The organism is Bacillus sp. FJAT-50079 (assembly GCF_018343515.1).
Taxonomy (GTDB): Bacteria; Bacillota; Bacilli; order Bacillales; family Bacillaceae_C; genus Lederbergia.
In genome coordinates, this window is sequence record NZ_JAGYPD010000003.1 from 250,322 (window position 1) to 271,116 (window position 20,795).

The 20,795-nt window shown below is 39.6% G+C and carries 15 protein-coding genes; 13 read left to right on the forward strand and 2 right to left on the reverse strand.

The features are described 5' to 3' along the window. Positions 1–3,987: a hypothetical protein gene (locus KHA95_RS08885; protein WP_213137145.1), complete on the reverse strand. Its 3,987-nt coding sequence runs from the start codon at positions 3,985–3,987 to the stop codon at positions 1–3. Positions 3,988–4,387: 400 nt separating this feature from the next. Between KHA95_RS08885 and KHA95_RS08890 the strand changes: the two genes are divergently transcribed. The 3 genes from KHA95_RS08890 to KHA95_RS08900 all read left to right on the forward strand — a co-directional run bounded on the left by KHA95_RS08890 (position 4,388) and on the right by KHA95_RS08900 (position 7,555). Next, positions 4,388–5,692 (forward strand): sugar ABC transporter substrate-binding protein, encoded by a 1,305-nt coding sequence (locus KHA95_RS08890; RefSeq protein WP_213137146.1) that lies wholly within the window; start codon positions 4,388–4,390, stop codon positions 5,690–5,692. 105 nt (positions 5,693–5,797) lie between these two features. Beyond that, the gene (locus KHA95_RS08895) at positions 5,798–6,715 is read left to right on the forward strand and encodes a carbohydrate ABC transporter permease (protein WP_213137521.1); all 918 of its coding nucleotides are present in this window, start codon (positions 5,798–5,800) and stop codon (positions 6,713–6,715) included. Between the two features lie 33 nt (positions 6,716–6,748). Continuing rightward, positions 6,749–7,555, forward strand: a complete 807-nt coding sequence (locus tag KHA95_RS08900; RefSeq protein ID WP_249316734.1) for a carbohydrate ABC transporter permease — start codon at positions 6,749–6,751, stop codon at positions 7,553–7,555. 284 nt (positions 7,556–7,839) lie between these two features. Here the strand turns inward: KHA95_RS08900 and KHA95_RS08905 are convergent, their stop codons facing one another. Beyond that, positions 7,840–9,195 (reverse strand): GGDEF domain-containing protein, encoded by a 1,356-nt coding sequence (locus tag KHA95_RS08905; protein ID WP_213137147.1) that lies wholly within the window; start codon positions 9,193–9,195, stop codon positions 7,840–7,842. A gap of 188 nt (positions 9,196–9,383) precedes the next feature. Here KHA95_RS08905 and KHA95_RS08910 point away from each other — a divergent pair, with 188 nt between their 5' ends. The 10 genes from KHA95_RS08910 (at position 9,384) to KHA95_RS08955 (ending at position 20,648) form a co-directional block, all read left to right on the forward strand. Continuing rightward, positions 9,384–10,400, forward strand: coding sequence for an NAD-dependent epimerase/dehydratase family protein (locus tag KHA95_RS08910; protein ID WP_213137148.1), 1,017 nt, complete (start codon positions 9,384–9,386; stop codon positions 10,398–10,400). After that, on the forward strand, positions 10,401–11,477 hold the full coding sequence (locus KHA95_RS08915) for a dihydrodipicolinate synthase family protein (protein WP_213137149.1): 1,077 nt from the start codon (positions 10,401–10,403) through the stop codon (positions 11,475–11,477). A 500-nt stretch (positions 11,478–11,977) separates the two neighbouring features. Next, positions 11,978–12,991, forward strand: a complete 1,014-nt coding sequence (locus KHA95_RS08920; protein WP_213137150.1) for a zinc-dependent alcohol dehydrogenase — start codon at positions 11,978–11,980, stop codon at positions 12,989–12,991. 16 nt (positions 12,992–13,007) lie between these two features. Then, on the forward strand, positions 13,008–14,060 hold the full coding sequence (locus KHA95_RS08925; protein ID WP_213137151.1) for a Gfo/Idh/MocA family protein: 1,053 nt from the start codon (positions 13,008–13,010) through the stop codon (positions 14,058–14,060). Between the two features lie 14 nt (positions 14,061–14,074). After that, positions 14,075–14,908 carry a sugar phosphate isomerase/epimerase family protein gene (locus tag KHA95_RS08930; protein WP_213137152.1) on the forward strand — a complete coding sequence of 278 codons (834 nt, stop codon included), beginning with the start codon at positions 14,075–14,077 and terminating at the stop codon, positions 14,906–14,908. A 14-nt stretch (positions 14,909–14,922) separates the two neighbouring features. After that, positions 14,923–15,573, forward strand: coding sequence for a hypothetical protein (locus tag KHA95_RS08935; protein ID WP_213137153.1), 651 nt, complete (start codon positions 14,923–14,925; stop codon positions 15,571–15,573). Then, positions 15,573–16,541, forward strand: coding sequence for a Gfo/Idh/MocA family protein (locus tag KHA95_RS08940; protein WP_213137523.1), 969 nt, complete (start codon positions 15,573–15,575; stop codon positions 16,539–16,541). Before KHA95_RS08935 ends, KHA95_RS08940 begins: the two co-directional genes overlap by 1 nt. Positions 16,542–16,572: 31 nt before the next feature. Next, positions 16,573–18,093, forward strand: coding sequence for a DUF4838 domain-containing protein (locus tag KHA95_RS08945; protein WP_213137154.1), 1,521 nt, complete (start codon positions 16,573–16,575; stop codon positions 18,091–18,093). Further along, entirely contained in the window at positions 18,090–19,685 is a 1,596-nt protein-coding gene (locus tag KHA95_RS08950) for an FAD-dependent oxidoreductase (protein WP_213137155.1), read from the forward strand. Before KHA95_RS08945 ends, KHA95_RS08950 begins: the two co-directional genes overlap by 4 nt. A gap of 15 nt (positions 19,686–19,700) precedes the next feature. Then, positions 19,701–20,648, forward strand: coding sequence for a GNAT family N-acetyltransferase (locus tag KHA95_RS08955; protein ID WP_213137156.1), 948 nt, complete (start codon positions 19,701–19,703; stop codon positions 20,646–20,648). Positions 20,649–20,795: the final 147 nt, after the last annotated feature.

Consider the following 20,795-nt stretch of genomic DNA (forward strand, 5'->3'; position numbering starts at 1 on the left):
CTAGCTCGATCTCATATTTTTTCTTCTATTGTAGTAATACATACCAAAAGCAATGCTTATAAAGAAGATTCCAATCAGCATATAATTAAATAAATTTGTTGCTGTATTTGGAAGTTTGTTACCATTGTGCTTATTCGCTTGTTCGTTACCCGGCTTTATTGACGGAATGTTCGGTGTTGTATCGTCCTTTGGCCCTTGAGTGTCCTCACTGTTTTTCGGGGGATCGCCGTCATTTTTGTTGCCGTCTTTATCGTCATCCCCGTTGCCATCATCTCCATTTTTTCCGTCATCGTCACCATCGTCATTGTCCTCATCATCGCTGTCCTCACTTTTATTTGACCAATGGATTGTATATTGTAATGTGGATTTTTCGTCTGTTGCTGTTACATTAATGACAGTTCGTTTATTCGCGCTATCCAATGGCAAGATTTCAACTTGAGCACCCGATTGACTTGCTTCGACCGTTAGATTATTTGTTGGGTCGTCTGAGATTCGATAATTAGTGACTCCCGGTGAAAATTGTGAGAGTGGTTGCCCATTAATTGTAATATTTTTTAATGTTGCATCCGTTTCAGGCACGGCAATTTGATAGAGCTCATTGCCAAGTGCGTAATAAATACTACCGTCAACCCCAATGGTCATATTGTTCATAAAATCATCGACGATTATTTTATGTGCTAATGTGTCAGGATCAATCGCAATAAGGCTTCGCGACAACGTTGTGTATAGCATTCCATCTGGTGCCCACTGGAGTCTATATGGAAACCATTTACTACTATTATATAAGCTTGGACGGATTAATTTGCTTTTCACAACTTCCATCGTTTCGGGATCCATTGCAAAAATGGTTCCATCGACTGCTCCCCATAAATTCCCATCGGGTCCGAATGATAGCTCGCCGATCATACGTGGTGTTTCATCGATTCCAGGGATTTGCGGTGTAAATTCCTTCATTTTTTCACCTTTTTCAACATCCCAAACAAAGATCTTTGCTTCCTTTGCTTTAGGATCCATGCCAAGTCCTCCCCAAACAGAGGTACCGCCGTAAAGCTTTCCGTCTCGATATGCTAGACTGATAATGCTTTGATCTTGAACAATATTCCGATATTGCGACCATTTATCCGTGCTAGCATCGTAAATAGCGAGAGCACCGCCTAGCACACCATAATCAGGCACGGTTCCAACGAATAGTTGATTATCTCCTGATGTAATCGCAAAGGGTCGATCTTGCTGATCTTCAATATCGTACTCGAAACGGGGATTTTCATTCAAATCAACAGGTTTGAGTGGATCATAGCTATACATGATCGCTCCGACGTACGTTCCATAATAAGCTTTGTTATTAAGAAAGCCGATCCCTTCTGGCTGTGCAAAAGAAGAAATATTTACTTCTATTTTTTCTTTAAAAGGATCATAAATGCTCATCCCTCGTTGATATCCTCCCATGTAAAGCCTGCCGTCGTGGCCAGTTTCTAATGCTTGAATTGCGACCGATTGCGAAGCAATATTTAATTCGATGAAATTTAACTCGTTTTTAATTGGATCATAGTGCATATATTCCCCATATTGTGTAATCATTGCTAATACTGTTTTTCCAGTTTTGAGGGTGATCCATTGCATATCTTTCACACGAACTGTGTCGGGAAGTAAAGGAATATTTTCGATTAGCGTAGATGTATTCGATTGCAAATCATATGAAAAGAATTGAGTTTCAAACTTGTAATAAACTGTATTTGGCTCGTTCTTTGCAGGCATTGAAATCATATTACTGTATTGGAATGTATCGAGTACTTCGAGTGTTTCTGGATCAATCACTAGCATATTAATTGAGCCGTTAGAAACGAATAATTTATCATTTATAAGATGAATGTCCTCAAAAAATCCTTCTTCACCTGAATACCCTTCAATAATAATCTCTTCTTTATCTCCAGTAACTCTATTCACCTTATAAAGGTGCTTTGTCGCGCCAATACCGACAAAAATGAATTCATCACTTATCGCAATGCCGCGCGCATAATCTTCGTCATCAACAATTGGACCATAGTCTCTAAATGTACCTGAGGCGATATCATACTCGAAAACACTAGCGTTTGGATATGTGGAACCATAAATTTTTCCATCGGAACTCGCTTCGAGATCCCAGACCCAATCATCTGATGGGTTTACGCCTAATTCTTCTACTTTTTTATCAGCAGGAATATAACGGTATAATTTTCCATCCCCTGTACTAGCAAAATAGACATTTTGATCGGGACCAACCGTCATCGCCCATAATGCTTCTGTTCCTTTAATAACTTCCGAGAACTTGAGCTCGCCCGTTTCGGCGTCTAAAACGGAAAATGTACCTGGAAGACCGTTAGAATGGTAGTAAATTTCATTTTCTCCCTGTGTATTTTGCTGAATGGCTGCTGCTTGTCCTAATTGGACATGAACCATTTCTCCAAGGTTTACGGGCGCTTTATATGTACGATTTAGCACCAATTCTTCTTGGGCATCTAATTCAAATGTGACGTTATCAAAATAAACTTCTGTTAAACTAATCCCTCCAGAATAAAAGGCAAGTCGCGCATAACTGGCATCGGCTGGTGCTTCGGACAGTAATTTTATTTCAGACCATTGTTCTTTTGGTAAATTTCCAAACAGCTCTTGCTTTATTGCTATTTCTTTATCGTTTTCATTATAATAATGAACTTCAAGTACGATATTATGTGTTTGGTTAATGACGTTTGTATTTACTTTGGCTAAATAAGATTTTTCCGGTGAAACCGCAATTTTATCACTGAGTACTCGTAGGCCATTTGTGTCTGATGAATCATGGAAATGCATGCTTTGCTTGCCTTCATAAAAGGTATCTGTACCAATCGTAATGCCATTAGCATTATTTTCCGGCGTCCATCCTGGGATATTTCCGTCCTCTGTTAAAGGTAGTTCAAACCCTGGATTGATGATTTTGTCAGAAATTTCTTCGGCTGGTGGTTCATCTTCATCCTCATTTACTATTGTTACGGCCACATTATCGATGTACACATCTGTTAAGCTGATTGCGCCTGAATTAAAAGCAATTTGCATTGTAACAGCATTAGAAGGGGCGCTTTCTTCCAGTTCAATATCAATCCATCCAAGTCCCGCTTTTCCGCGATGGAGTTCATTTTTGAAGGCGACTCGCTCATTTTTTTCATTGTAAAAGGAAATAGCAAATTCAACGGAATGGCTTTGTTCGATTACATTCATTTTTGCAGATACATGATAGCGTTGATCGCCAGTAATCGGAAATTGTTCTGTTTTTGCTTGAACTTGTACTTGATCAGAATAGTCATGGATGCGAAGATAATTAGAATTCTCATGAGGCATGACAGTAATTGAATTCCCGGTAGTCATCCATCCTGGAATTATTACAGCGTTTTCAAAATTGTGGTTTTCAATTTCAATCCTTTGTTCGGATTCGTCTGTCATTTGGATTTGATCTATATATGAGATGAATTGGGCAGTATTATCACTTTTAAAAAATATTTTTGCCGATGCTGCATCTAATGGAGCTTGTGCATCCAGGTTGATTTCAACCCATTCTTTCATTGGAGTAGGGGAGATTGCGGCAATTTGATCGCTTAATAAATCTCCATTCGCATTGTAAAAATATAAACCATAGTTCAATTCTCCACTTGTAAATGAGTCAATGTAGAGCTGAGCAGTGAGTGTATATGCTCCCTCTTTTACTTCAAATGGATCACTCGTTACTGCGACAGCATTTTCTTTTGATAGAAGTAATAAACTTTGATTCGTTTCAAATGATTGATTGGAGGAAATAGCAGCTTGTCCAGTGATTACATCCCAACCTGGAATTTGAATGGGTTCCTCAAAATCATGATTAGTTACTAAGATTTCAAGTTCTTTCGCTTCTGCGGTAGAAGGATAGGATGGGAACATGCCGCAAATAAGTGCTAGGCAAAATGTAAGAATAAAACTTTTTCGCAGTTGACATCTGATCAACGTTTTCCCCTCTTTCTATATTTGTTTTGTCAATGATCGACCTTGTTTTTCAGTATAGTTCGAATATTGTTGCTGTCAATGTCTATTAATGGTCTTTTTTGGAAGCTATTATGTTCTCCAATAAAAGGGGAGGATTGAAAGCCGATAAGCTCTTAAGGAAGGTGTGGGGAATATTAACAGTATCACTTATTAAAGACAATTAAGAGACTTGTCTCTTGATTAAAAAGATTATACACTCAAATTACATAATTGAATGTTTAGAAAAGACAGATGATTGATTCTTCTAAACTGGAAGACTCTTACTTTTCTTACATTCGTTTGATAGCGCTTTCTAATCCTGCTGAGGAGGTGCGAAACGTTCCATTTAACACAATCATTTAATGAGAGAGGGGTTTATTTCATGAAAAGGTTTAGTTTTCTCGCTTTATTATTATTGATTGGGATATTGATTGTAGGTTGTAGCTCGAATAAACAGAGTAATTCTAATGGAAATGAAACGGCTCAGCCTAAACCGCAAGAGACAGAGAAGCCCGAGGAAAATAACAATGATGGTAAATTGTCAGGAGAGATCACTGTTTGGGCGCATCCTTTTACAGAGGATCAAACAGTGGAAGGTAAAATGTGGGATGAGGTCATTTCTTCTTTTGAAGAGGAAACAGGTGTAAAGGTGAACTTTGAACAAATTCCATGGGCAAACCGTGACCAAAAGATTTTAACGGCACTTGCTGCTAATAATGGACCAGATGTGTTTTATGCGATCCCGGATCAAATGCCGCAATATGCTGATGTCGGAATGTTGTTAGAGTTGGATTCATATATAGGGGACCTTGATTTAGAAGATTTTGTTGACACAGCGTTAGTGTCAACGACGTGGAAGGATAAATTATACGGATTACCGATTTTACAAGAAGCGTATACCCTTATTTATAATGTTGATATCGTGAAGGCAATAGGAGGAGATCCAGAGAAATTGCCGGAAACATGGGAGGAATTTGAAGCTTGGGCACAAAAAGCAAAAGATAAAGGGTATTACGCAATGAACTTCGGCGGTGGAGGTTCAATGAATAGTACGTTGTATCCGTTTATTTGGCAAGCTGGCGGCGATGTTGTCAATGATAAAAATGAAGTGTTGATTAATAATGAAAAGAGCCTTGAGGCATGGGAAATGGTTGATAAAATGTACAAAAATGGCTGGATTCCAGAGGATTCCATTAGTGCGCTGGAGCAAAATGCCCTTTGGGATGGTGGCAAAATATTAGCGGTTCAAGGGTCAGGTAGCACAATTACCAATATGTTAAAGAATGATCAATTCGAATTTGTTATTGCTCCACCACTAACAAAGGAAAAGCAAGCCACTTACGGTACAACGGGTATGTTTGTTGCTCCTTCTAATACAGACAATCCAGCCGCAGCGGCGGAATTTATTAAAGTGATGACGAATACGGAAAATCAAAAACGCTTTAATACCGTTACTCAATATATTCCAACACGTGAATCGGCGAAAGATATTTTCGATGATGAGGCATATTTAAAACAATTGGCAACGTATACGCAATATGCATTGCCTGGGGTGATTCATCCAACAGGTCGGACAATTATGCCATTTATCCAAGCGGAATTGCAAGCGATGATGGAAGGTCAGAAAACAGCTAAAGAAGCAGCAGATGCAGCAGCCGAAGCTATACAAAAAGAACTAAATAAATAAGGGGGTAGAACAGAGAGTTTGATCGTTTAATCAAACTCTCTGTTACTGACCTTTATGTGAGATAGGGTGATGACTGTGGAGAATCCTAAAATATACAAGGGTGTAATGATTTCAGAAAAAAATAAACGCCCATTGGGGGAACGAATAAAAAGGGAATTAAAGCGGAATGCGATCGTCTATCTTTTTCTTACACCCATTATGGTCCACTTTATAATTTTTCAAGTGTATCCATTTCTATTAAGCTTTTATTTAACGTTTATGGATTGGAAGGTTATTGGTGACCCCGAATTCGTTGGACTAAAACATTGGAAAAATTTTATCGGTGATAAATTAGCATGGAAAGCCCTATGGAATACGGTCTTATTTTCCATTTATTATATATTGCCGACGATGTCACTCGGCTTAATTTTAGCACTGATTATTAATTCGGGAGTAAAACTGGCAGGCTTTTTTAAAGGGGTCTTTTTCTTGCCTGTTGTTACTTCCTTTGTCATTATTGCAGGAATCTGGGGTTGGTTATTTAGAGGAACACCGGACGGGGTGATTAACTATTTAATTAGTTTTATCGGAATTGACCCCCAATTGTTTTTATCGAATTCACGTCAAGCATTAATGGTTTTGGCGGGCTTGAGTATTTTTAAAGTAAGCGGGAGTACGATGATTTATTACTTTGCAGGGTTACAGTCTGTTCCAAAGCAATTATATGAAGCGGCTAAAATTGATGGCGCCTCAAGCTTCCGCATGTTTTGGAGCGTCACCTTTCCATTATTAAAGCCGATCCATTTTTATGTACTGATTACGACGACGATTGGTTCTTTCCAAATTTTTGATTCCGCCTATTTATTAACAGGTGGTGGACCGAATTACTCTACAACAACGATCGTTTACTACTTGTATGATCAAGGGTTTACAGGACTTAATCTGAGCTACGCAGCCGTTTTATCTTATGCGTTGTTTATCATTATTTTAATCGTATCGTTAATACAGAGAAAGTATGTTGGGCAGGAAACAAATCATTATTAAAGTACCACTGTTTTAGGAAAGGGGAATCGGAGCATGATAAGAAAAATCATCGCATATCTTGCGTTATTTTTTCTTGGCCTTTGTTTTTTATTACCATTTGTCATTATGATTATTGGATCATTTAAAGATGCACAATATGCACAAATAGATTCACTCTTTCGGATTGTGGATAAGCCGACATTAAAAAACTTTATTTATATATTTCGTGATGGCATCTTTTTGCGCTGGATCATGAACTCAGTCATTGTAACGGTTATTCCTGTTATAAGCCAGATGGTGTTCTGTGCTGTTTTAGGTTACATCTTTGCGAAAAAGAGATTTCCAGGACGAGAAGTCATTTTTTGGATATTTATGGCTGTGATCATGATTCCGCAGCAACTTTTAATTATTCCAAAATATATTATGTTCGCTAATTTTGGCTGGATTAATACGTTTAATGCCTTAATTATTCCAGAGCTATGGGGGATTATGGGGGTCTTTCTCGTTAGACAATTCCTGCAGGGGATCCCAAATGATTTAGAAGAGGCCGCTTATATCGATGGAGCGAATGATTTTCAAATATTTTTTAAAGTGATCTTGCCGCTCTCCATCCCCGTCGTCGCGACGGTTGGAACATTTTCATTCATTTCCAACTGGAATGATTTATTCCAGCCGCTTATTTATTTAACGCAGGAAAAAATGTTCCCAATCACGTTAGGGTTAGCATCTATCCTTGGAAAAGAAGGGAACTTTGGAGTGGAAATGGCGGGATCGGTCATCTCGTTTGTCCCTACCTTTCTCATATTCTTGTTCTTCCAACGTTATTTTACCGAGGGAATTCAAATGTCTGGTTTAAAATAAGAAAAGCGCGAGGCGCCCGTTTAGCGACGTACAAACTGCGCCAACAGGATGTTGGTGCGTCGACGTTGTCACATGACGAGGCGACCTTAGTCGACGATCCTTAAAGGAAACACGGCTTCGATAGAGCCGATGTTGACTTATCGTAAGAAGAAGAGTGAAGTTTGCTAGTCGCTGGGCGCCTAGAGCTAGACACGGAAATCCGATTTTGAAATGAAAACGACAAAAATTTTATACTTTCTTTCCTTTTAAAGAAAAATTGTCGATGGAGTACCATCGACATTTGTTTAAAGATGTTCGTCAGCGATAAAGCTTAGCCGATAAATGCGTCGGGGTCTGCCTTTATGGGTTACTTTCTCTTCCCCAACAATTTCGACTAATTCGGCATCCATCCATTTTAATAAAATGCGATGGGCGCTTCTGATCGTTATTTTTAATGTAGATGCTAGTTCCTGGGCTGTATAATCAAATTTTCGGTATCGGGCGACACGGGCCATCAGTCTTGTCATATAGGCAGCGGACATGCCTGCTTTTTCAGCTTTCTCTAATAGCTCCGAATCGGTGATCGCTAAATCATATCTTTCATATTGGGTGTGGGTTGTAATATCGACAGGTCCTAATACACTTCGGTCTTCGCGAACGATGTAACATACATTCCCGCCTAATTCTTTTGATTGTCGGAGCGCTAAGCGGGCATGATTGCCAGCTTCAGCCGCTGTTCTTCCAAAGCCAATGCCCATGCTTAGTGTAATCCCGAGTTCAGATTTTGTATCTTGAAGCAAAGGGATGAATTTATATCCCCTTGTTTCACGTTCGAAAATGCCTCTCGTTGTAATAAATGAATATTCTTCGCCGCCTAGATTAATAAGGTGGCCATCAAGTTGTTTCATATAATCTAGCAGCATTTGTTGGATATGTAATTTTAATAATTGCACATCGTGTTCAGACGTATATTTCTCTACAACTCTTTTAAAGTTGTCAACATTAATCATGCCAAATACAATTTGTGCCTCTTTATTCCGGCGTGTTTTTGTAGCTAAAAGAGCCCGTTCTAAGGAGACGATCATATCCTGTTCGGTTGGGGTTACCCATTCATACGGAATGTTTAGTTCAGCTAATTGATGGGCGACTTCTTGAATGCCTGTGAGGGAAATAGCATCTTGCTCACGATGATTATGTATATGAAAGTCGACAATATCACTAATTTGTAAAGGATGGGATTGATTTTTATATACATAGATATCACTTGGTTGTTCAGCTAGTTCTAATAAAATTTGTTCCACATATTTAATTTCAACCGTGTCAATCGACAGATATTTTAAACCATAACTATTTTTTCCAAGAAATAAAGAGCGATATAATCCAGTCCCCATTAACGGGACATGATGAACAGGGATGCTAAATTCTAAAGAGTGTTTAGCCATGCTGTATAGATGATATTCAGTAAACATAAGTACATCGACATCATTCATTAATGTTTTTAATTGAGTAGGATCAAAGCTTGAAGCATTCATATTTAGAAAATGTGGCCGGAAATTTGGAAACGATTTCAAAGATTCCTTCGTTATTTCTAAAAGAGCTTGTGGCCCGATAATTCCGATATGAATCTCTGAATGATCTCGAAATGAATTTTCGTTACGCATGATACTACCTCCCTATGTCTCTTTATCTTAGATCATACTTTTTCTGGCGAATATTGTCAAAGGTATTTGTGTAGGGGTTTTATAGATTATTTTATGTAGATTAATTAAAGACTCTTATAAGACTTGTCTTTTAATGTAGAGATTTCTACAATAAAATTAAATAGCTTTCTAAATTAGGAGTGATAGAAATGAAAACGATTGCTCAATTGGAAGAATTTATGACAAAACCATCAAAACGTCTTTTAAGGGACATCGCTAATATGGATGGCGATCTTTTAATTTTAGGTGTCGGTGGAAAAATGGGTCCAACACTAGCCAAATTGGCAAAAAGGGCCATTGATGAAGCTGGAGTAACTAAAAGAGTGATTGGTGTATCACGATTTTCATCGGGAAGTTTGCGCAAGGAGTTAGAAGGTAGTGGGATTGAGACGATAGCGATCGATTTATTAGATGACGAAGCACTTTTTTCATTGGCGGATGTAAAAAATGTGATTTACATGGCCGGGAATAAATTTGGAACGGTTGGAAATGAACATTTTACATGGGCGATGAATACGTATTTGGCAGGACGAATTGCGGAGAAGTTCGCTCATTCAAGAATTGTCGCATTTTCGACAGGAAATGTGTACCCATTAACGAATGTATTAAGTAGTGATTGTTCGGAGGATACTCCGGTTAATCCGGTTGGTGAGTATGCCCAATCTTGTTTAGGGCGTGAACGGATACTTACTCATTTTTCTCATAAAAATAAAACACCGATGCTTTTATTCAGACTCAATTATGCGATTGACTTACGTTACGGTGTCGTTTTAGAGATAGCGAAACAAGTGCTGGCGGGAGAAAGCATCGATTTAAAGATGGGGAATGTCAATGTCATTTGGCAAGGAGATGCGAATGAATATGCGCTTCGATCATTATTACATTGTGACACGCCACCTAAAGTATTAAATATTACAGGACCAGAAACGATCTCTATTCGCTGGTTAGCTGAAGAATTTGGCAAGCGTTTCGGAAAGACGCCTATATTTGTCAACGAGGAACAACAAACCGCTTTATTGAATAACGCGTCCAAAGCGCATCAATTATTCGGCTACCCAAGTGTGACGATTCAACAAATGATTGATATGGTATCAGCTTGGGTTGCAAATGATGGGGAGACACATAATAAACCGACTCATTTTCAAGAACGTGAAGGAGCGTTTTAAATGTTGAATAACGAGGTGAAAAAGAATCTGCATGAAGGAACGGTTATTCCGGCACATCCATTGGCATTAACAGAGGAAAGGAAGCTTGACGAAGTCGCTCAACGCGCACTTACAAGGTATTATATCGAAGCGGGAGCAGGCGGCATTGCTGTTGGTGTTCATACAACCCAATTTGAAATTCGTGATCCACAATTTCAATTGTATGAAAAAGTCTTAACGTTAGCGATCGAGGAAATAAACAAAGCGAACGCTCCGGATTCATTTATTAAAGTAGGGGGAATTAGCGGTCCGATAGAGCAGGCGCGTAGTGAGGCATTATTTATTAAAGATGCTGGATATGATCTTGGATTATTAAGCATGGGTGGATTGCAGACGTATTCTGAAAAAGAACTGCTTCATCGCACCGAAAAAATAGCTGAAATTATACCAGTGTTTGGTTTTTATTTACAACCTTCTGTCGGTGGCCGAGTGCTTTCATATGATTTTTGGAAGGCTGTGGCAGATATTCCGAATGTACACGCAATAAAAATAGCCCCGTTTAATCGATACCAAACATTTGATGTTATACGGGCGGTTTGTCATTCAGAAAGAAACGAGGAAATTGCGATTTATACGGGGAATGATGACAATATCGTCAATGATTTATTAACGACGTATCGAATCGATGTTGCAGGGAAAAAGGTAGAGAAGCAGATCGTCGGTGGCTTGCTCGGACATTGGGCCGTTTGGACGAAAACGACGGTCGATCTTTTTAATAAAATCAAAGCGGCACGATTAAAAGGGGAGATTCCGGCAGAATTGCCAACATTGGGTCAGGAAATAACGGATGCAAATGCAGCTTTTTTTGATGCGAGCAATCAATTTAAAGGCTGCATCGCCGGCATTAATGAGGTTTTAGCAAGACAGGGGCTTTTAAAAGGAAATTGGTGTTTGCTAGATCGAGAGAAATTAAGCCCCAACCAAGCGGAAGAAATCGATCGTGTCTATGCCGCGTACCCGCATTTACACGATGATGAGTTTATAAATGCAAATAAAGCACGCTGGTTCAATGAGGTAAAAAGCCCCCTTCATCGGTGATTATTATGGTGTATTCAAAAAGTCAGGTGTTGTCGATAAATTAAGGGGAAAAATTTCATTGAGTATAATAACTTAAGAAATTTTAAAAGAGTTTCACAAAAATAGCGAAAAATCGTTTAGAACAGGGGATTGTCGGACGGTATTCCATGAGAATATCTCAGTTGATTGGAGTGGAAGGCGGCGACTCCTGGGGGATTTAGGGTGACAGGTGAGATTCAGCAGGAGCGTAGCGACGAGGAAGCTCACCGCACGCCCCCGGAAAGCGTCCGCCTGACTAACAAGACGCATCATTGTAGATTATTAGCTCGGGCAATTCTACGAAAAAATATCCCCCTATTTAATGCAGGAGGAAAAATAATAAAGTGGTACAAGAAAAACTTGTTCCAACTAACTCGGTGAATGCCGAGAGTTTATATTATAAAAAGAGGAATTTTCCATGTTGATGATGTTTTTTCGGCAATACGGAAAATGTCACTTTAAACAGAAGGAAGGTTGCTTGTTTGCGGAAAATAATTGCTAAAGATCAACAAGTAGAAATTGTTACCGATGAAATTCCCGCAGTGAAACCATCATATGTATTAATCAAAACGATGTACTCAGCCGTTTCCCCAGGGACGGAGCTATCTATTATTGAAAATAGCACTGGGAAACAAATTACTTTGGGATATAGTGCAATGGGAATGGTTGTTGAGTGTGGGGATGAAATTACCGATGTTAAAAAAGGTGATCTTGTTGCATGTTATGGGGCACCATATGTGAGCCATGCCGAATATTTGCTTGTACCAAAAACCTTATATGTGAGAGTATCTGCAAATGTCGATGAAAAAGAGGCGGCATTGGCAGGAATTGGAGCAATTGCTATTCACGCCTTAAGAGTGGCAAAACTTCAATTTGGCGAAACGGTTGTAATCGTAGGTTTAGGTGTGCTCGGCCAGCTGATCGCAAAGATCGCCAATGCAGCCGCATACAATGTCATTACTTGTGATTTACATGAAGAACGAACAGCGATGCTCGCTAATGATCATGGGATAAAGGTTTTTTCAAATATAGAACAAATGGAGGAAGAGGTGCAAAGAAGCACAAACAACAATGGTGCGGATGCGGTTTTACTATGCGCTGGGGGAAAAAAGTCACCGCTCACTAATGAAAGTCTTAAATGGATACGGAATAAAGGAAAAGTCGTCATCGTCGGGGATATTGAGCCAGAATTTCCAAGGGACTTAATGTTTAGTAAGGAAGCAGAGCTCCTCATTTCACGAGCAGGAGGGCCTGGGCGTTATGATCCGGTTTATGAAAGGGATGCGATTGATTATCCGTATGGATTTATTCGTTGGACAGAAGGAAGAAATATCGCGGAATACATTCGTCTCGTTCATGAAAAACGGATTGATGTTCAACCTTTGATTAAGGATGAAATTGGATTTGATCAAGCAGCGGAGGAATTTACGCAGCTATCAAATAAGAAGACAACAACATTAACAAAATTGATTCGGTTTGAACAAGAAGAAATATGAAAGGGAGTGCGCCGCGATGCTTCGTGTCGGTGTAATTGGTGTCGGGTCGATTTCAGAGTATCATATAAAGCCGTATATCAAAAATGAAAGAGTGCGCTTAGTTGCTCTTTGCGATATTAATGAAGAACGATTAACAGCAAAAGGAGAAGTCTATGATGTAAAGCATGTATACACAGATTATCGTGAACTATTAAAAAATGATGAAATCGATGCAGTCAGTATTTGTACGTGGAACCACTCACATGCAGAAATTGCAATTGCCGCTTTAAATGCGGGGAAGCATGTGTTAGTAGAAAAGCCATTATGTGTGACGGTCGAGGAAGCATTAGCCGTGGAAGCTGCGGTTAGGAAATCAGGAAAGATTTTACAAGTAGGATTTGTTCGTCGTCATGGGGATAATAGCAAACTTTTGAAAGCGTTTATCGACGATGGTGAATTGGGTGAAATCTATTACGCGAAAGCTTCTTGTTTAAGGAGATTGGGCAATCCTGGAGGCTGGTTTAGTGATAAAAGTAAATCAGGCGGCGGACCATTAATCGATTTAGGTGTGCATATGATTGATATTTGCTGGTATTTGATGGGCAAGCCTTATCCCGTTTCGGTCAGTGGCAATACGTATGACAATCTAGGCAATCGCAGCCATATTAAGCATCTATCATTTTATAAAGCGGCTGATTATGATCCAACCCTTAACGATGTCGAGGATTTAACGAATGCGCTCATTCGTTTTGAAAATGGCGCCTCCCTTTTCATAGATGTTAGTTTTACTTTGCAAGCGAAGCAGGATGAATTGACGGTAAAATTATTCGGCGATAAAGGCGGGGCAGAAATCGAACCGGAATTAGCACTCGTTACAGAGAAAAATGAAACGATTTTAAATGTGACACCGCAAGTGGATCAATTAGGATTCGATTTTGAAAAAGCTTTTACAAATGAAATCGATCATTTTGTTGCATGCTGTCTAGAAGGGAAAGAAACAATTGCCCCTGTGGCTGACGGTGTACAAGTGATGAAAATGCTTTGCGCTATTTATGAATCTGCACAAACAGGGAAGGAAGTATATTTATAGGAAGGAAGATTCCCGTGAAAATTAGTGTGAGCATGTACAGCTTAGCAGCGACGCTCAACAAGGAAAATTGGTCGATTATTGATTTTCTTTATTATGCAAAAAGTATTGGACTTGATGGGGTAGAGTTGCTTGATTTTTATTGGTGTAATCAAGAGCAAGAAATAAAAGAAGTGTTAGCCGCACTAAAAAAGTATCGGTTACACGTTTCGGCGTATGATGTGACGAATAATTTTGTGAAAGGATCGACTGAGGAGCGAGCGGAGGAGGTTGCAAAGGTAGAGGCTGGTATTCAAATCGCAAAACGTTTAGGAACACGGATAGTACGTGTTTTTTGTGGTGATTTACATGATAACTTTACGTATGAGGATGGACGGGATTGGATCGTTGAAGGGTTAAGAAGCTGCGCACGGATGGCGGAGCAAGAACAAATCTATTTAGCAATTGAAAATCACGGTCTACTTGCCGGAAGAAGTGAGCAAGTGGAGGAAATTATCCATCAAGTGAACAGTCCCTATGTAAAATCTACCTTTGATACAGGGAATTTTTTACTAGTACATGAGGAACCACAGCATGCATTTGACCGTTTAAAAAATGTCATTGCCCACGTGCATTTTAAGGATTTTAGGGAGAAGCTGCCGAATGAATCTGTAAATGGTTTTCGTTCCACGCATGGGGTGGAATTAATCGGTGCAATTCCTGGTGATGGTCAAGTCGATCTCGCTTATATTGTGAACGGATTAAAAAGCAGTGCCTATGATGGCTGGCTTTCGATTGAATATGAGGGGGATGAAGATGCGAAGATGGCCAATGAAGAAGCGGTTAAACGTCTAAGACAATTACTTATTTAGGTGGAGGTGGAGTTGTGCGTAATATTGTTCTTGCTAAGCTAAATAAACTAGATTCGGCTAATTCATTAAAAGAAGGTCTCGGCACATACGTATTGCCACTGGATGCAAGAGTTGAATGGAACGAAAATGACCGTGTCTTTATCCCACCGCATTTGCTGAAGACTGCTGATGAGCAATTGTATGTTTATTTTGACTTGGAGCAATACCCATTTTTTCAAAAAATAAAGGAAGCAATAAGTGATCGGAAAGGGGTTCTTCGTTTTAGGAGAATGGTCGATGATGACGAGCGCGAGCACATCATTGCAAATGACTTATTTGTAATTTCCACTGTTTTAGGTGAACTAAGGAAGATTCATATAAAGCGGACGAATCAGTCCATACAACCATATCATGTGATCGTCACTGCTCAATTTCACGACCGGGCGATGGCTCATTTGGAATATACGTTTTCTAAAGGGGAGCGAATCGAATTAGAGTGGAGCGGAATTAAAAAGATTATTGAGTTCGATAGCGAGGAAATGAGGCCAATTTATCCTAAAGGTTATACATCGCTCCCATTGGGTTATTCAGTAGAATCGATCATCGAAACAGCACATCAAGTCGATCTCGACCTGCTTTCTAAGCTTAAAGTCTATGCCGAAATGATCGAAGGTGGTGGTCAATGATGAAGGTAGGAATGATGAGCTTTGCGCATATGCATGCATATAGTTATGCGAATGCATTATTAAAGCTGCCGAATGTAGAGCTTGTTGGTATTTTCGATGATGATGTTGCGAGAGGAAGAAATGCGGCAGAACAGTTTAAGACGAAACATTATGATCATCAAGCTGCTTTTCTAGCTCAAGAAATGGATGCCGTCATTATTTGCAGTGAAAATAATCGTCATAAAGAAATGGTTGTTAACGCCGCTCGAGCTAAAAAACATATTTTATGTGAAAAACCGATCGCAACGACGATTGAGGACGCAGAAGAAATGATTCGAGTTTGTGAGGACAATCAAGTCGTTTTACAAATTGCTTTTCCTGTAAGGTTTAGCGAGCCGATTCAGCAAGTAAAAAGGCTGATCGATGATGGCGATCTAGGGGAAATCATTGCTTTTCGCTCAACAAATCGCGGGCAAAATCCTAGCGGTTGGTTTATTGATAAAGCTCAGTCTGGCGGGGGAGCAGTTTTAGATCATACGGTACATATGGTTGATATTATGCGCTGGTATATAGGTAAGGAGATTACAGAAGTACACGCGATTGTCGATTCGTTCTTCCATCAAATTGATATTGATGATGCAGGCATTCTTACATTGGAATTTGAGAATGGAGTTATTGCTTCACATGATGCAAGCTGGTCAAGATTTTCACAATATCCAATCTGGGGAGATGCCACGCTTGAAGTGATTGGTACGAAGCAAACAATCAAAGTCGATGCTTTTAAAGAACATTTTCGCATGTATAGCGACGGTAATCCGTCTCTTAACTATGTTTTTTACGGGAATGATATGGATTTTGGACTTATTCAAGATTTTATTGAATGCATCGAACAAAAAAGAGAGCCATCGATCACAGGCTATGATGGATTAAAAGCATTGGAAGTAGCTTTGGCTGCATATTCGTCATCAAAGGGAGGCGGGGACAGTTAAAATAATTTATTGGAAAAGTCATCGAACAATTATGTTTGCAGCTGAGGAATTAAAGAGATTATTACAAAAGGCAGGCTATGAAAGCATCGTTTGTGATCAATCACAGTTTAGTGACATATGTAAGCGGATTATTTTAATTGAACGTGAAGAATATCAATTTGAGTTTCCTGATCATGATCGTTTAGAAATTCAGGATGATGGCTTTGCTCTTGTTGAAAAAGGAGAAGATGTTTGGATTATCGGCAATGAAGCTAGGGCGATTTTATATGGGGTTTATACGTATTGCAGTAAGCGTTTAGGTTATCAATGGTTTGACTTAAATGAGGAGAAGAACGTCAAAGGCAAGCCGCTGGAAAATGAGATGTACATTCATCAGCCGTTTTTTGCTAGAAGAGGAAATATCATTGAGACGATTAACGACCCTGCATATATTTGCTCACTCATTGATTGGGGAGTGAAAAACGGACTAAATGAGTTCTTTTTCACTTTTTTCCTATGGGAGGAGATCAAAGCGGAGGTCGTACCTGAGTTAATGAAGCGGGATATTGATGTTACATTAGGCGGGCATAGTTTAAGTTTTTTGCTGGCAGATCAGCTCGAACAAAAAGAAAAATTGCAGTTTTTCTCAGGAAATAGCGACCTCCAACATCAAGTCATTCGGAAAATCGTTCATATTTGTAAAGAAAATGAAGTGGTGACGCGAATATCATTATGGCCGGAAGATATTGGAGTTGATGAAAGGGATGCGAGCGATTTTTTATTAACCTATATTCGTTTTACAGAGATGTTGAAAAAGGCGCTCCATGCAAATGGGCTTCAAGTTGAAGTGGAGCATATCGTTTATAATGCCGGTCTTGCTTGGAATATGTTAGAAAGGGACGAACAAACAGCTGCGTCAAAAGAAGCCGATGTTTTATATGCGTTTTGGGGAAGAGACTACTCGGAACCGCTGCAATCGGAACGTCTGGAACAGAAAAGGGCGTATAAAGCGTTACAAGATTGGGCGGAGTGCGGCAAGCGAATCACTGTTTTAGAATATTATAGCGATCATTTTATGTTGAGTGAACTATTTCCGCCATTACTGACACGCATTCATAATGATTTGCAAGCTTATAAAAAATTGAATGTAGATGGTGTGTTAAATTTAATCGTTCCGATTCATAAAAAGGGAGAAACAGAGGAGCATTACCCGTGGAAGTGGGCTCATCAACTGAATAACTATATGTATGCTCGGCTTAGTTGGGGAATCCCGTTCACACAAGTAGTTGAGGAATATAAACGTGCCGGGGGAGTCGAATTTTATGAGCAATTATTACAATTAGAACAGCTGATTGCCCCTCATACGAAATGGAATATTCCGTTATTTCCGGCACGGGTTATTGATCCAGAAAAAGTAGAATATGCTCCTGATCAGGCAGAAATTATTCAATATTTAGAGGAAGTAAGTTCCGCTTTATCGAAATTGGCTGTACCCGAACAACTGAGTATGTATGTTTATTTTTTGAGAAAGATAGCGAACAATTACTTTCATAAATGGAGGGAAGTCAAATGAGTTTTGATCAACTTCATTATTATATTCCTACGAAAAAACCGACTAATCCGAGCGTCGTTGAAAAAGATGCCATTATTTACGGGGGATCACCGGCTGGGATTACAGCGGCAATCCAAATTGCACGAATGGGGCTAACGGTAGCAATTGTCGAATTCAGCAACCATATAGGAGGGATGACGGCAAGTGGATTAGGGGCAACGGATCTTGGGGCGGAGGCAGCAGTCGGCGGGATTGCAAAGGAATTTTATCAAGAAATCGTCAACTATTATCAAAAAGAAAAGCAATGGACATTTGAACCGAAGGCAGCAAAAGAAGTCTTTCATAAATGGATCAACGACTACCATATTTCTGTTTATTATCGTCAGCATTTGGATGAAGTTAAGAAGGTCGGTGAAAAAATAACCGAGATCGTGATGGAGAACGGCAATACGTTTAAAGGAAGCATTTTTATCGATTGCAGCTATGAAGGGGATTTATTAGCAAAAGCGGGTGTTTCTTATTTTGTTGGACGAGAATCGAATGCGACATATAAAGAAATTTATAACGGCATTCAATTTGGAAGCCCGCATCATAAGTTTGAAAAATGGATCGATCCATATGTAATAGAAGGAGATCCATCGAGCGGTTTGCTGCCAGGAATTACAGAAAATGAACCTGAGCAATTAGGTTATCAAGGGCAAGGAGATCGACGGATCCAAGCGTATAATTTTCGTATTTGTTTAACGAAGGATCCAAATAATCGGGTAGCATTTCCACAACCGCCCAATTATGATGCCGGACGATACGAGTTGCTTTTACGTTATATTCGTGCCGGGGTTTGGGATGCAATGAATCTTCATACAATGCTTCCGAATGGGAAATCTGATTTGAATAATTATGGCGGTTTCTCGACGGACAATATTGGAATGAATTACGATTGGCCTGAAGGGAGTTATGAACGACGCGAGGAAATTTTTCAAGACCATCTCACATATGATCTCGGGATGCTTTATTTTTTAGCGAATGATGAGCGTGTGCCGGCAGCTATTCGTGCAGAAGTAAGTGAATGGGGCTTGCCTAAAGATGAGTTTGTAGACACAGGGCATTGGCCGCATCAGTTATATATCCGTGAAGGAAGGCGGATGATTTCCGACTATGTAATGACAGATCATAACTGTTTAGGACAAACAACCGTAAATGATTCGATTGGTTTAGCCTCCTTTCATATGGATTCCCATCATTGCCGAAGAGTAGTCATTGATGGCAGATGTGTCAATGAGGGAGATGTCCAAGTGGCTGTTGCACCGTTTGCGATTTCTTATCGATCAATCCGGCCGCGAGCAGAGGAATGCACGAATTTACTTGTCCCAGTCTGTTTATCAAGTTCACATATCGCCTATGGATCGATCCGAATGGAGCCGGTCTTTATGATTTTAGGGCAAGCGGCTGGAGCAGCGGCTGCTCTTGCGATTAGCAAGCGAATATCTGTGCAAGAAATAGGCTACGAACAATTGAAAGAAGAACTATTGCTCGGTGGTCAAGTGTTAGAGTGGACGAAGGAAATGGAAGATGATCCGATCAAACGAATGGAAGCAACGTTTGGTAAACAATGATTGGGGGAATGTACGTTGCAAATCATTGCTTGGGATGTTGAACGATTAGATGGATTGGTAGCACTTTGGAATCAAGAATTAGTATCTGACTTTCCGATGCGCAGCCAGCTTTTTCAGCAAAATAGTTTTAATGATCATAATGTTTGTTATGATAGCTCGGCGATCGCGATTAATGAAAAAGATGAAGTGATCGGTTTTATCGTAGCGAAGCGATGGCTGGAACTTATGGAAGATGTCGATATGGACTTGAAAAAAGGCTGGATTCAAGTGCTGTTAATTGATCAAGCATATCGGGGAAAAGGGATCGGCTCCGCGCTGCTTGAGCATGCGGAAACAAAATTAAAAGCGAAGGGAATCGAGCAAATTCAATTAGGCGGCGATCCATGGCATTATTTCCCGGGTATTCCTGATCAGTATAAAGAGGTACAAACATGGGCAGAAAAAAAGGGATATGGAAAAAGAATTGATACGTATGATTTATTGAATAAAACGGATAAGCAGTATCTTTTGCCTGATGATCCAAATGTGAAATATTCGCTACTTGAAAAAAGTGAAGAAAAACAACTGCTATCTTTCATGCATCGCTGTTTTCCGGGGAGATGGGAGTATGAAGCGATGAAATACTTCGAACTGGACGGAAATGGCAGAGAATATGTTGTATTGAAAAAGAATGATCAGATCGTTGGTTTTTGCCGGATCAATGATCGTGCTTCTCCATTTATCGCACAAAATGTATATTGGGCACCGCTTTTTCAAGAGGAACTCGGCGGTATTGGACCGCTAGGCATCGATGCGAATGAACGAGGTCACGGATATGGTTTGGCGATTGTTCAAGCTGCACTCTATTATTTACAGCAACGTCAGATTAACACGATGGTTATAGATTGGACGACTTTTTTAGACTTCTATGGGAGATTAGATTTTGAAGCGTGGAAGAAATACGGGATTTATTTAAAGGGATAATAAAAAGCTAGAAGGACATATTCGTCTTTCTAGCTTTTTTTATGGGGGAAAAGGGAAGTTACGCAATTAATGCTCAAAGTTACGCAATTAAGTCTAAACTTACGCAATTAATGCTCAAACTCACGCAATTATTACCCAAACTGACGC